Origin of the sequence: Pseudomonas anguilliseptica (genome assembly GCF_021375795.1) — a bacterium.
Taxonomy (GTDB): Bacteria; Pseudomonadota; Gammaproteobacteria; order Pseudomonadales; family Pseudomonadaceae; genus Aquipseudomonas; species Aquipseudomonas anguilliseptica_A.
Genome location: NZ_JAEIOI010000003.1, coordinates 430,962 through 444,586, shown reverse-complemented (window position 1 = coordinate 444,586; position 13,625 = coordinate 430,962). Strand labels below are relative to the sequence as shown.

12 protein-coding genes are annotated in these 13,625 nt (G+C 59.5%); 9 read left to right on the top strand and 3 right to left on the bottom strand.

Annotated elements, in window-relative coordinates:
• The first annotated feature begins 229 nt into the window (after positions 1-229).
• The 9 genes from IOD17_RS13610 to IOD17_RS13570 all read left to right on the top strand — a co-directional run bounded on the left by IOD17_RS13610 (position 230) and on the right by IOD17_RS13570 (position 10,338).
• Positions 230-982, top strand: a complete 753-nt coding sequence (locus IOD17_RS13610) for a gamma-glutamyl-gamma-aminobutyrate hydrolase family protein (protein WP_233685601.1) — start codon at positions 230-232, stop codon at positions 980-982.
• A 43-nt stretch (positions 983-1,025) separates the two neighbouring features.
• Positions 1,026-2,384: a glutamine synthetase family protein gene (locus IOD17_RS13605; protein ID WP_233685600.1), complete on the top strand. Its 1,359-nt coding sequence runs from the start codon at positions 1,026-1,028 to the stop codon at positions 2,382-2,384.
• A 116-nt stretch (positions 2,385-2,500) separates the two neighbouring features.
• Positions 2,501-3,874, top strand: coding sequence for an aspartate aminotransferase family protein (locus IOD17_RS13600; protein WP_233685599.1), 1,374 nt, complete (start codon positions 2,501-2,503; stop codon positions 3,872-3,874).
• 156 nt (positions 3,875-4,030) lie between these two features.
• Positions 4,031-5,125, top strand: a complete 1,095-nt coding sequence (locus tag IOD17_RS13595) for a polyamine ABC transporter substrate-binding protein (protein ID WP_233685598.1) — start codon at positions 4,031-4,033, stop codon at positions 5,123-5,125.
• Between the two features lie 67 nt (positions 5,126-5,192).
• Positions 5,193-6,284 carry a polyamine ABC transporter substrate-binding protein gene (locus IOD17_RS13590; RefSeq protein WP_233685597.1) on the top strand — a complete coding sequence of 364 codons (1,092 nt, stop codon included), beginning with the start codon at positions 5,193-5,195 and terminating at the stop codon, positions 6,282-6,284.
• A gap of 54 nt (positions 6,285-6,338) precedes the next feature.
• The gene (gene potA, locus IOD17_RS13585; protein WP_233685596.1) at positions 6,339-7,493 is read left to right on the top strand and encodes a polyamine ABC transporter ATP-binding protein; all 1,155 of its coding nucleotides are present in this window, start codon (positions 6,339-6,341) and stop codon (positions 7,491-7,493) included.
• Between the two features lie 26 nt (positions 7,494-7,519).
• Entirely contained in the window at positions 7,520-8,401 is an 882-nt protein-coding gene (locus IOD17_RS13580) for an ABC transporter permease subunit (RefSeq protein ID WP_233685802.1), read from the top strand.
• Entirely contained in the window at positions 8,398-9,255 is an 858-nt protein-coding gene (locus tag IOD17_RS13575) for an ABC transporter permease subunit (protein WP_233685595.1), read from the top strand. Before IOD17_RS13580 ends, IOD17_RS13575 begins: the two co-directional genes overlap by 4 nt.
• 144 nt (positions 9,256-9,399) lie before the next feature.
• Positions 9,400-10,338 (top strand): sensor domain-containing diguanylate cyclase, encoded by a 939-nt coding sequence (locus tag IOD17_RS13570; RefSeq protein WP_233685594.1) that lies wholly within the window; start codon positions 9,400-9,402, stop codon positions 10,336-10,338.
• Between the two features lie 2 nt (positions 10,339-10,340).
• Here IOD17_RS13570 and IOD17_RS13565 read toward each other — a convergent pair whose 3' ends face one another.
• The 3 genes from IOD17_RS13565 to IOD17_RS13555 all read right to left on the bottom strand — a co-directional run bounded on the left by IOD17_RS13565 (position 10,341) and on the right by IOD17_RS13555 (position 13,566).
• Positions 10,341-10,769, bottom strand: a complete 429-nt coding sequence (locus IOD17_RS13565; protein ID WP_233685593.1) for a hypothetical protein — start codon at positions 10,767-10,769, stop codon at positions 10,341-10,343.
• A gap of 54 nt (positions 10,770-10,823) precedes the next feature.
• Positions 10,824-11,210: a hypothetical protein gene (locus IOD17_RS13560; RefSeq protein WP_233685592.1), complete on the bottom strand. Its 387-nt coding sequence runs from the start codon at positions 11,208-11,210 to the stop codon at positions 10,824-10,826.
• Between the two features lie 157 nt (positions 11,211-11,367).
• Complete coding sequence (locus tag IOD17_RS13555) at positions 11,368-13,566, bottom strand: OsmC domain/YcaO domain-containing protein (protein WP_233685591.1); 2,199 nt, start codon at positions 13,564-13,566, stop codon at positions 11,368-11,370.
• Between the last annotated feature and the right edge of the window lie 59 nt (positions 13,567-13,625).

Below are 13,625 nucleotides of genomic sequence, written 5' to 3'. Positions count from 1 at the left end.
GTGTGAGTCAATCTTAAACACCATGTGCTGTCAAGAGAGGCGCATTTTGCCCCAAAAGGGGGCTTGGTGGCCAATTTTAGGGCATTACAGGGCATTGCGGCCCTGCTGAAACCCTTGTCTGCCGGGGTGCTCAGTCGGGTGTGTTCAATTTTTTACATGACTATTGTGAAAAAAAATGAACAAGGCTAAGCTCGGTCGAAACCCATAACAGCAATAAAACGGGTGTCTCATGTCGCGCCAGCCGATTATCGGCGTTAGTGCCTGCACCAAGCAGCTCGGGCACAACATCTATCACACCGCAGGTGATAAATACCTGCAGGCCATCGTTAGCGTTGTCGGCGGCATGCCGGTGATCATTCCAGCGTTGGGCGAGCAGATCGATCAGCAATACCTGCTGCAGCACATCGACGGCCTGGTCTTTCCCGGCTCTCCGTCAAACGTCGAACCTCATCATTACAGCGGCCCCGCCAGCGATGCCGGCACCCTGCACGATGCGGCCCGCGACAGTACAACCCTTCCTCTGATTAAAGCAGCAATTGCCCAGGGCATTCCGGTGCTGGGCATTTGCCGCGGCTTTCAGGAGATGAACGTGGCCTTTGGCGGTGCTCTGCACCAGAAGGTGCACGAAGTCGACGGCTACATGGATCACCGTGAGCCTGAGGACACTCCCGTACAACAGCAATATGGCCTGCGTCACGCGCTGCACGTGCAGCCAGGTGGGCTGCTCGCCGGCATCGGCTTGCCGGACGAGATTCAGGTCAATTCCATTCATGGCCAGGGCGTTCAGCGTCTGGCGCCGGGCCTTCGCGTAGAAGCACTGGCGCCTGACGGGTTGATCGAAGCTTTCTCCGTCGAAGGTGCCAAAAGCTTTGCCTTGGGGGTGCAATGGCACCCCGAATGGCAGGTACGATCCAACCCGAATTATCTCGCCATCTTCCAGGCCTTTGGTGAGGCTTGCAGGAAGAAGGCGGGGCAACGCTGAGCCGACTATATATAGGTCGGCTCTCACCAACCCTGAGGTCTCTATGAGTACCAAACTAGACCAGCTTTCGAGCTGGCTGAAAGAACGCAAAATCACCGAAGTTGAATGCCTGATCAGCGATCTTACCGGCATTGCCCGTGGCAAGATCTCGCCGACCAACAAGTTCCTCGACGAGAAGGGCATGCGCCTCCCTGAGAGTGTGCTGCTGCAGACCGTGACCGGCGACTACGTCGAGGACGACATCTATTACGACCTGCTCGACGAGGCGGACATCGACATGTTCTGCCGCCCGGACGAGAACGCTGTGTTCCTCGTGCCTTGGGCCATCGAGCCGACTGCGATGGTGATTCACGACACCTTCGACAAACAGGGCAATCCGATCGAGCTGTCGCCGCGCAACATCCTCAAGAATGTGCTCAAGCTCTACGCTGACAAAGGCTGGAAGCCAATCGTTGCGCCGGAAATGGAGTTCTACCTGACCAAACGCAACAGCGACCCGGACTTCCCGCTGGTGGCACCGATTGGTCGTTCCGGGCGTCCGGAAACCGGTCGCCAGTCGTTCTCCATCGACGCGGCCAACGAATTCGATCCGCTGTTCGAGGACATGTACGACTGGTGCGAGCTGCAAGGCCTGGACCTCGACACGCTGATTCACGAAGAAGGTCCGGCGCAGATGGAAATCAACTTCCGTCATGGCGATGCCCTGCACCTGGCCGACCAGATTCTGGTGTTCAAGCGCACCATGCGTGAAGCCGCGCTCAAGCACGACGTGGCCGCCACCTTTATGGCCAAGCCGATCACCGATCAGCCGGGCAGCGCGATGCACATTCACCAGAGCGTGGTGGACATCAAGACCGGCAAGAACCTGTTCTCCAATGCCGACGGCAGCATGAGCGAACTGTTCATGCAGCACATTGGTGGCCTGCAGAAGTACATCCCCGAGCTGCTGCCGCTGTTCGCGCCCAACGTCAACTCGTTCCGCCGCTTCCTGCCGGATACCTCGGCACCGGTGAACGTCGAGTGGGGCGAAGAGAACCGCACCGTGGGCCTGCGTGTGCCGGAAGCCACGCCGCAGAACCGCCGTGTGGAAAACCGCCTGGCTGGCGCCGATGCCAACCCGTACCTGGTGCTGGCGGCGACCCTGCTGTGCGGCTACATGGGCATGGTTGGTGACGTCAAACCGAGCGCGCCGGTCAAGGGCCGTGGCTATGAGCGTCGCAACCTGCGCCTGCCAGTGACCATCGAGAGCGCACTGGAGCGTATGGAGGCCTGCAAGGACGCCGAGAAGTACCTCGGCGAGAAGTTCATCCGTGGCTACGTGGCGGTAAAACGCGCCGAGCACGAGAACTACAAACGGGTGATCAGCTCCTGGGAGCGTGAGTTCCTGCTGCTGTCGGTGTAACAGCCAGGCTGCTGGCGCGGGTGATCCCTGCGCCAGCAGCCGCGATGAGCCTGCTTGCAGGCTCCAAGAATTTTAGCGGGCTGCAGTGCGCAGCCCGGGTAATCCAAGGTGTTGTTATGAACAGTCAAGTGACCAACCCGAAAACCCGCGAGTGGCAGGCCATGAGCCGCGAACACCACCTCGCGCCGTTCAGCGACTTCAAGCAGCTGGCGGAAAACGGGCCGCGCATTATCATCAAAGCCGACGGGGTGTACCTGTGGGACAGCGAAGGCCACAAGATTCTTGATGCCATGGCCGGGCTCTGGTGTGTTGCCGTCGGGTATGGTCGCAAGGAGCTGGCCGACGCCGCGGCAAAACAGATGCAGGAACTGCCCTACTACAACATGTTCTTCCAGACGGCCACGCCGCCGGCGCTGGAACTGGCCAAGGCGATTTCCGAGCTGACCCCAGCCGGCATGAACCATGTGTTCTTCACCGGTTCCGGCTCCGAAGGCAACGACACCATGCTGCGCATGGTGCGCCATTACTGGGCAGTCAAAGGCCAGCCGAACAAGAAGGTAATCATCAGCCGCCTCAACGGTTACCACGGCTCCACCGTCGCCGGTGCCAGCCTGGGCGGCATGACGTACATGCATGAGCAGGGCGATCTGCCTATTCCGGGCATCGTGCATATTCCGCAGCCTTACTGGTTCGGTGAGGGCGGCGACATGAGCCCGGACGAGTTCGGTATCTGGGCCGCCGATCAGCTGGAAGCGAAGATTCTCGAAGTCGGCGAGGAGAACGTCGCCGCCTTTATTGCCGAGCCGATTCAGGGCGCAGGCGGGGTGATCATCCCGCCGGACAGCTACTGGCCGCGCATCCGCGAAATCCTCGCCAAGTACGACATTCTGTTTGTCGCCGATGAAGTGATCTGCGGGTTCGGCCGCACTGGTGAATGGTTCGGCAGCGATTACTTCGGTAATACGCCGCACATGATGACCATCGCCAAGGGTTTGACCAGCGGCTACATCCCCATGGGCGGGCTGATTGTGCGCGACGATATCGTCGAGGTGCTCAACCAGGGCGGTGACTTCAACCACGGCTTCACCTATTCCGGGCACCCGGTCGCGGCGGCTGTGGCCCTGGAAAACCTGCGCATTCTGCGTGAAGAAAAAATTGTTGAGCGGGTCAAGGCAGAAACGGCACCGTACTTGCAAAAGCGTTTGCGTGAGCTGGCTGATCATCCGCTGGTCGGTGAGGTGCGCGGCGTTGGCATGTTGGGCGCCATTGAACTGGTTCAGGACAAGGCCAGCCGCAAGCGTTTCGCCGGGGATATCGGCGTCGGCATGATTTGCCGCGGCCACTGCTTTAATAATGGTCTGATCATGCGGGCCGTGGGCGACACCATGATCATTTCGCCGCCGCTGGTGATCAGCCATGCGCAGATCGACGAACTGCTGGAAAAGGCCCGTAAATGCCTCGACCTGACTGCCGCAGAGGTGCTGGTTTAAGGTTAAATAACCTTTGGTTTCAGATGCTTATGTCTGAAAGTTGTCAACGGGTGGTGACCTTGCCAGACTGCGCCAATGCGTATGTCAGGCTCACCGGAAGGTGCTGCAGATGACGCGCATCTTCCGGAAACGACTACAACAACAGGAGCTGTACGCATGAAAAAATTCGGCAAAACCCTTCTCGCGTTGTCCCTTGCTGGGGCTGTGGTAAGTGCCGCGCACGCGGATGACAAGGTCCTGCACGTTTACAACTGGTCCGACTACATCGCAGAAGACACCCTCGACAACTTCCAGAAGGAAACCGGCATCAAGGTCGTCTACGACGTCTTTGACAGCAACGAAACCCTGGAAGCCAAACTGCTGGCCGGCAGCTCCGGTTACGACATCGTGGTGCCGTCCAACCCGTTCCTGGCCAAGCAGATCAAGGCGGGCGTATTCCAGAAGCTGGACAAGTCCAAGCTGCCGAACTGGGAAAACCTAGACAAGAACCTGCTCAAGGCGCTGGACCCGAGCGACCCGGGTAACCAGTACTCGATTCCCTACATGTGGGGCACCATCGGTCTCGGCTACAACGTCGACAAGGTCAAGGCTGCTCTGGGCGACGTACCGGTCAACAGCTGGGATATCGTTTTCAAACCGGAAAACATCGCCAAGCTGAAAGACTGCGGCGTGACCTTCCTCGACTCGCCGACTGAAATTCTGCCGGCTGCGCTCAACTACCTGGGCTTCAAGCCGGACAGCACCGATGCTGGCGAGCTGAAGAAAGCCGAAGAGCTGTTCCTGTCGATTCGCAAGTCGATCTCCTACTTCCACAGCTCCAAGTACATCGGCGACCTGGCCAACGGCAACATCTGCATGGCCATCGGCTACTCGGGCGACCTGTATCAGTCCAAGTCCCGTGCTGAAGAAGCCAAGAACGGCGTGAACATCTCCTACAGCATCCCGAAAGAAGGTGCTGGCAGCTTCTTCGACATGATGGCCATTCCAGCCGATGCGAAGAACGTCGAAGCCGCTCACGTGTTCCTCAACTACCTGATGAAGCCAGAGGTCATGGCCAACATCACCAACTTTGTGCAGTTCCCCAATGGCAACGCTGCGGCGACCCCGCTGGTTGACGAAGCACTGCGTAACGACCCGGGCATCTACCCGGACGCCGCGACCATGGCCAAGATCTACACCTTCCCGGACCTGCCGGCCAACGCGCAACGCGCGATGACCCGCAGCTGGACCAAGATCAAGTCGGGTCGCTAATGCCTTAGCCGTACTGGATGGGGCGGGTTCGCCTGCCCCATCTCTCAACAACAATAAGGAAGCTCCTATGCGTCGTACCCCTCTTCTGGCGGGCCTGTTGGCCGCCGCCGTCAGCATCAGCGCCGTGCAAGCCGCCGAGCCTGTGGTCAAGGTCTACAACTGGTCTGACTATGTTGGCGAAACCACCCTGGCCGACTTCCAGAAGGCAACCGGGATCAAAGCCCTGTACGACGTGTTCGACTCCAATGAAACCCTGGAAGGCAAACTGCTGGCGGGCCGTTCTGGCTACGACATCGTGGTGCCGTCCAACCATTTCCTCGGTAAGCAGATCAAGGCGGGCGCGTTTCAGAAGCTCGACCGCAGTCAGCTGCCGAACTGGGAAAACCTTGACCCGCAGCTGCTCAAGCAGCTGGAAGTCAACGACCCGGGTAACCAGTATTCGGTGCCGTACCTGTGGGGCACCAACGGTATTGGCTACAACGTGGCCAAGATCAAGGAAGTGCTCGGCGTTGAGCAAATCGACTCCTGGGCTGTGGTCTTCGAGCCGGAAAACATGCAGAAACTCGCCAGCTGTGGTGTGAGCTTCCTCGACTCGGCCGATGAAATGATTCCGGCCGTGCTCAATTACCTGGGCCTCGACCCCAACACCCAAAATGCGGCGGATTACGCCAAGGCCGAAGCCAAACTGCTGGCGGTGCGTCCTTACGTGACCTACTTCCACAGCTCCAAGTACATCGGTGATCTGGCCAACGGCGATATCTGCGTGGCTGTTGGTTTCTCCGGCGACATCCTGCAGGCCGCCGACCGTGCCGAAGACGCGGGCAAAGGCATCGAGATCGCCTACAGCATCCCCAAGGAAGGCGCCAACCTGTGGTTCGACATGCTCGCCATCCCGGCGGATGCCAGCAATCCGAAAGAGGCCCATGCCTTTATCAACTATCTGCTCGATCCGGCGGCCATCGCCGGGGTCAGCGATTACGTCGGCTACGCCAACCCGAATATCAAGGCGGGCGAGCTGATGGATCAGGAAGTACGCAACGACGAGTCGGTGTATCCGCCACAAGCGGTGCTGGACAAGTTGTTCATCTCGGCGGAGTTGCCGGTCAAGGTGCAACGTTTGATGACCCGCAGCTGGACCAAGGTCAAGTCGGGTAAATAAATTCAAAGCGCCCGGCCAGCGGGGTCGGGCGCTACTTTTGCGGGAGTTTTGGTAATGGCAGTTGCTTCCAGTGCCTACAAAAAGGTTCTCGAAGGCGATCAGCAACCGAAAGAGGTGCTGGTCAAGATCGAGCGCGTCACCAAGAAATTCGACGAGACTGTGGCCGTCGAAGATGTCTCTCTGACCATCAACAAAGGCGAGATCTTTGCCCTGCTCGGTGGTTCCGGCTCGGGTAAATCGACCCTGCTGCGCATGCTCGCCGGTTTCGAGCGACCGACCGAGGGCCGCATTTTCCTCGATGGTCAGGACATCACCGACCTGCCGCCCTACGAGCGGCCGATCAACATGATGTTCCAGTCCTACGCCCTGTTCCCGCACATGAGCGTGGCCGAGAACATTGCCTTCGGCCTCAAGCAGGACAAGATGCCCAAGGCGGAAATCGACGCCCGCGTCGAAGAGATGCTCAAGCTGGTACACATGACCCAGTACGCCAAGCGCAAACCGCATCAGCTGTCCGGCGGCCAGCGTCAGCGTGTGGCCCTGGCCCGTTCGCTGGCCAAGCGTCCCAAGCTGCTGCTGCTCGACGAGCCGATGGGTGCTCTGGACAAGAAGCTGCGTTCGCAGATGCAGCTTGAGCTTGTCGAGATCATCGAGCGGGTCGGCGTAACCTGCGTCATGGTGACCCACGACCAGGAAGAGGCCATGACCATGGCCCAGCGCATCGCCATCATGCACCTGGGCTGGATCGCCCAGATCGGCAGCCCGGTGGACATCTACGAGACGCCGACCAGCCGTCTGGTCTGCGAATTCATCGGCAACGTCAACCTGTTCGACGGCAAGATCACCAGCGACGAAGCGGACCACGCGGTGATCAGTTGCCCGCACCTGGACAAGCCGATCTACATCGGCCACGGCGTCAGTACCCGTGCCGAAGAGAAAAAAGTCAGCTACGCCCTGCGTCCGGAAAAGCTGCTGATGGCCACCGCGCTGCCGAGCGACCATGAGCATCCGGAATACAACTGGAGCAATGGCCACGTGCACGACATCGCCTACCTCGGCGGTCACTCGGTGTACCACGTCAAACTCACCTCCGGGCAGATCGTCCAGTGCTTCATCGCCAACGCCGAGCGGCGCGGCAAGCGCCCAACTTGGGATGATCCGGTGGTGGTCTACTGGGAAGACGACAGCGGCGTGGTACTGCAATCATGAACATCGTCCGGAGTATCAGCCGTCGTCTGCCCAAGGGCCGGCACCTGGTAATCGGGGTGCCGTTCCTGTGGTTGTTCCTGTTCTTCATGCTGCCGTTCTTCATCGTCCTGAAGATCAGCTTTGCCGAAGCCGATGTGGCCATCCCGCCATACACCGACGTGTACAGCTGGGCGGAAAACAAGCTCACGCTGATCATCAACCTGGGTAACTACATCTTCCTCAGTGAAGATGCGCTGTACCTGGCGGCCTACCTGGGCTCGCTGAAGATGGCGGCGGTCAGTACCCTGCTCTGCCTGCTGATCGGCTTCCCCATGGCCTACGCCATTGCTCGCGCCGATAAGGACAAGCAGATGGTGCTGTTGCTGCTGATCATGATGCCGACCTGGACGGCGATCCTGATCCGCGTGTATGCCTGGATGGGCATCCTCAGCAACAACGGCCTGCTCAATGCCTTCCTGATGTGGCTGGGGGTGATCAGCGAACCGCTGCAGATCCTCAACACTAACCTGGCGGTGTATATCGGTATCGTCTACTCGTACCTGCCGTTCATGGTGCTGCCGCTGTTCGCCAACCTGGTCAAGCACGACCAGAGCCTGTTGGAAGCAGCTGCGGATCTGGGGTCGAGCACCTTGAACAGCTTCTGGAAGATCACCGTGCCGCTGGCCAAGAACGGCATCATCGCCGGTTGCATGCTGGTGTTTATCCCGGTGGTGGGTGAGTTCGTGATCCCTGAACTGCTCGGCGGTCCGGAGACCCTGATGATCGGCAAGGTGCTGTGGCAGGAGTTCTTCAACAACCGCGATTGGCCGGTGGCGTCTGCCCTGGCAGTGGTAATGCTGGCGATCCTGATCATCCCGATCATTCTGTTTAACCGTAACCAGGCTAAAGAGATGGAGGGCCGGGCATGAAGCGTTTCAGTTTCTCCAACTTTATGCTCTGGGTCGGTCTGGCGTTTATCTACCTGCCGATGCTGATTCTGGTCATCTACTCGTTCAACGCCTCGCGGCTGGTGACGGTGTGGGGCGGCTGGTCGGTGAAGTGGTACGTCGGCCTGCTCGACAATACCCAGCTGATGAACTCGGTGATGCGCTCGCTGGAAATCGCCTGCTACACCGCGATTGCCGCTGTTGCGCTGGGCACCATGGCGGCCTTTGTGTTGACCCGCGTGACCCGTTTCAAGGGCCGCACGCTGTTCGGTGGCCTGGTTACCGCACCACTGGTAATGCCCGAGGTGATCACTGGTCTGTCGCTGCTGTTGCTGTTCGTGGCCATGGCGCAACTGATCGGCTGGCCTGCCGAGCGTGGCATCCTGACCATCTGGATCGCCCACACCACCTTCTGTTCCGCCTATGTGGCGGTGGTGGTGTCGTCGCGCCTGCGTGAGCTGGATATGTCCATCGAAGAAGCGGCCATGGACCTGGGGGCCAAGCCGTGGAAGGTGTTCTTCCTGATCACCATCCCGATGATCGCGCCTTCGCTGGCGGCTGGCGGCATGATGTCCTTCGCCCTGTCGCTGGACGACCTGGTACTCGCCAGCTTCGTCTCCGGTCCGGGCTCGACCACCTTGCCGATGGAAGTCTTCTCTGCCGTGCGTCTGGGCGTGAAGCCGGAAATCAACGCGGTGGCCAGCCTGATCCTGCTGGCGGTGTCTTTCGCCACCTTCCTGGTGTGGTTCTTCGCCCACCGTGCCGAAGAGAAGCGCAAGAAGGCCCTGCAGCAAGCCATGGATGAAACCACGGGAGTCGCCCAGGCGCAGGCCTGAGTGGTTTTCCCGGACAATGCACAAGGGCCACATTCGTGGCCCTTGTGCTGTCTGCGCGAATACTGGCCGGTCATCTGCCCTGCGGTTGCGTCGGCTGCCGATCTTGGTTACAACCTGCGCTATACCCCGCCCGGATTGCCTGCCATGCCTGATTCGATGATTACCGATAGCGCGGTGTACAAAACCCTGCTGGAGTCGACCAAGGCCATCCCCTGGAAAATCGACTGGGCCAGCATGACCTTCGCCTATATCGGCCCGCAGATCGAAACCCTGCTGGGTTGGCCGCAAGCCAGTTGGATCAGCGCCAACGACTGGGCCGAGCGCATGCACCCCGAGGACCGCGACACGGTGGTGGGCTTTTGTGTCTCGCAGTCCCAGGCCGGCACCGACCATGAGGCCGATTACCGCGCCCTGACCCGCGACGGCCGCTACGTGTGGATTCGCGATGTGGTGCATGTCCTGCGTAATGAGGCCGGCGAGGTCGAATCGCTGATCGGCTTTATGTTCGACATCAGCGAACGCAAGCAGACCGAGCAGCAACTGCTGCAATTGCAGCAACAGCTGGAAGAACTCTCTTACCTCGATGGCCTCACCGGCGTGGCCAACCGGCGCATGTTCGACAACCGCCTGCAGGTGGAGTGGAGCAACGCCCAGCGCACGGGCCAGCCGCTGTCACTGATCCTGCTGGATATCGACTACTTCAAGGAATACAACGACCACTACGGCCATATCCAGGGCGACGATTGCCTGAAAAGCGTCGGCCAGGCCCTGAGTGGCGCTGCCGTGCGCCCGCGTGACCTGATGGCTCGCTATGGCGGTGAGGAATTTGTGCTGCTGCTGCCGGAAACCGATGCCCAGGCCGCCGCACAGGTCGCCGAGCGCTGCCGCCAGCTGATCTGCGAGCAGAACATCCAGCACGCCCATTCCCAGGTCGGCCCATTGCTGACCTTAAGCCTGGGCGTCGGCACCCTTGTCCCCGGCCCGCTTGACCAGCCCCAGGCCTTTATCGAAACGGTCGACCGCCTGCTCTACAAGGCCAAACACCAGGGCCGTAACCAGGCTGTACTGGCTACCGCGCCCTAGTACTACGCGCAGGGCACGAACTGCGCAACATGCGTGGGGGTGACATTGCGCATCAGTGGGAAGATGAACTTGCCAAAGTAGTTCGCGGAGTTGCTGGTGACCTGGATACAGGTTTCACTGGCTGGCGGGAGATGCGCCTGCAGGGTATAGGCGGGGCTGCCCCAGGATGACACTGCGAAGGTATGGTGACCCGAAGGTACTTCAAAGGTAACCGTGCGGCTTATCTTCATCTGTGAGAGCAGCACTTTATCGTTATCGCTGAAGTCGAAACCACCTTCGCCCAGCTTGGCCTTGTTCTTGGCGATCACCATGATTGTCGCTGTTCCAACCGTTTCGACGGCCTGAGTAATGGGCTCGGTTTGGCGCAGCTTGTCATTCTGGCAACCTGCCAACAGCAGCAGGCTGATGCCCAGAAGCATTTTTTTGTTCATGCATTCATCCATGAAGAGCGATAACGATAATGGCTGGTGGCCGCTATTGGCCGCCTAGCGCTTGATCCGCAACGCCAGCAGGAAGAGCAGCGTTGCACTGATCACCACAATGTCCATGATGATCGCCGCCGCCGCTTTATTGAGAAATGCCTGGCCGTACACCAGCACCAGGGTAACGAAAATCGCCTTGCTCGAGGCTGCGAGGGCGGCGCAGAAGGCGCGGTGTTTTTCGCTCAGCGCGCCATAAATCAGCATGACGCCTATCAGGCCAACCAGTGCCGACCAGCTACGAATCACCAGAGATTCCAGCGGCCCGGCAAAGGTGGCGCCAAACATCGATTCAAGCGCGGCCTGGGGTGCGAACAGGCCGTAGAACATGCTGGCGGTGAGGACGCCGGATACCAGCATCAGCCATTTGAAGTGCCTTAATACAACGTTCATACGTTCCCTCGTGCGTTGTGGTTGTGTAGAGGTGTTGCTCAGCCTAGGTCGTGCTGTCAGCCCGCGGGCCGTTTTTTAAACCAGGTAACTGCGCCATGTTGCAGCCTACGTGCAGGCTCAGTTCGACCCGGCAAGGTTGAGCCGACACTTTATCTGATCAAACCGACACCGCGCTCGCGTTGGCTCGCGCCGCGTGCAGCTTCTTGTAGCTCTCAATCAGGCGCAGGTGGCGGTCGAGTCCCTCCAGCTGCATATTGGTCGGCGTCAGACCGTAGAAGCGCACGCTGCCATCCAGCGAGCCGAGCACTGCGTCCATGCGCTCATTGCCAAACATACGGCGGAAGTTCGGTTCGAAGTCGCTCATCTCCAGCTCATCGTCCAGCTGCACTTCCAGCGCCGCGTTCAACGCCTGATAGAACAGGCCGCGCTCGACGGTGTTGTCGTTGTACTGCAGGAACATTTCCACAAGTTCTTTGGCGTCGTCGTACTTCTTAAGGGCGAGGTGGATCAGCAGCTTCAGCTCCAGAATGGTCAGCTGGCCCCACACCGTGTTGTCGTCGAACTCGACGCCGATCAGCGTGGTGATGTCGGTGTAATCGTCGACATCGCTGTTTTCCAGGTTGCGCAGCAGAGATTTCAGGCCGCGATCATTCAGGCTGTGCAGGTTGAGGATGTCCGCGCGGAACAGCAGCGCCTTGTTGGTGTTATCCCAGATCAGGTCCTCAACCGGATAAATCTCCGAATAGCCCGGTACCAGGATGCGGCAGGCAGTGGCGCCCAGGTGCTCGTACACCGCCATATAGGCTTCTTTGCCCAGCTCTTCGAGGATGCCGAACAGCGTTGCGGCTTCCTGCTCGTTCGAGTCTGCGCCCTGGCCGGAGAAGTCCCACTCGACGAATTCGTAATCGGCTTTAGCACTGAAGAAGCGCCACGACACCACACCGCTGGAGTCGATGAAATGCTCAACGAAGTTGTTCGGCTCCATCAGCGCCTGGCTTTCAAAGGTCGGTGGCGGCAGATCATTCAAACCCTCGAAGCTGCGGCCTTGCAGCAGCTCGGTCAGGCTGCGTTCCAGCGCCACCTCAAAGCTGGGGTGCGCGCCGAACGAGGCGAACACGCCGCCGGTGCGCGGGTTCATCAGGGTCACGCACATCACCGGGAATTCGCCGCCCAGCGAGGCGTCCTTCACCAATACCGGGAAGCCCTGAGCTTCCAGGCCCTGAATGCCGGCAACGATGCTCGGGTACTTGACCAGCACATCGGCTGGCACGTCCGGAAGGCACAGCTCGCCTTCGAGGATTTCGCGTTTGACTGCACGCTCGAAGATTTCCGACAGGCACTGCACCTGCGCCTCGGCCAGGGTGTTGCCGGCGCTCATGCCATTACTGAGGTAGAGGTTTTCGATCAGGTTGGACGGGAAGTACACCACCTCGCCATCGGACTGACGTACAAACGGCAGCGAGCAGATGCCGCGCAGGGTGTTGCCGGAGTTGGTGTCATACAGGTGCGAGCCGCGCAGCTCGTCGTCCGAGTTGTAAATCGCCAGGCAGTAGTCGTCGAGAATCTCAGCCGGCAGCGCATCCTTGGGCCCCGGCTTGAACCAGCGCTCGTCCGGGTAATGCACAAACGCCGCATTGGCGATCTCCTCGCCCCAGAACTGATCGTTGTAGAAGAAGTTGCAGTTCAGCCGCTCGATAAACTCGCCCAGCGCCGAGGCCAGCGCGCTCTCCTTGGTCGCGCCCTTGCCGTTGGTAAAACACATCGGCGACTGCGCATCGCGGATATGCAACGACCACACGTTGGGCACGATATTGCGCCATGAGGCGATCTCAATCTTCATGCCGAGCTTGGCCATGATGCCCGACATATTGGCGATGGTTTCTTCCAGCGGCAGGTCCTTGCCGGGAATGTAGGTGCTGGTTCCCGCCACAGGCATCAGCAAGGCCTGGGCGTCGGCATCCAGGTTGTCGACTTCTTCGATGATGAACTCGGGACCTTGCTGAACCACCTTCTTCACCGTGCAGCGGTCGATGGAGCGCAGAATGCCCAGGCGATCCTTCTCGGAGATATCCGCCGGCAATTCGACCTGGATCTTGAAGATCTGCGCGTAGCGGTTCTCCGGGTCAACGATGTTGTTCTGCGACAGGCGGATGTTGTCGGTGGGGATATTGCGCGTGTCGCAATACAGCTTCACAAAGTACGCCGCACACAGCGCCGAAGAGGCCAGGAAGTAATCAAATGGCCCCGGCGCCGAGCCATCGCCCTTGTAGCGGATGGGCTGGTCAGCCACCACCGTGAAGTCATCGAACTTGGCTTCAAGTCGGAGGTTGTCGAGAAACTTGACCTTGATTTCCATGCGGGATTACCAGAATACGGACTAAACGAATGGCGGCCATTATCCGGGTTTTCGGTGGG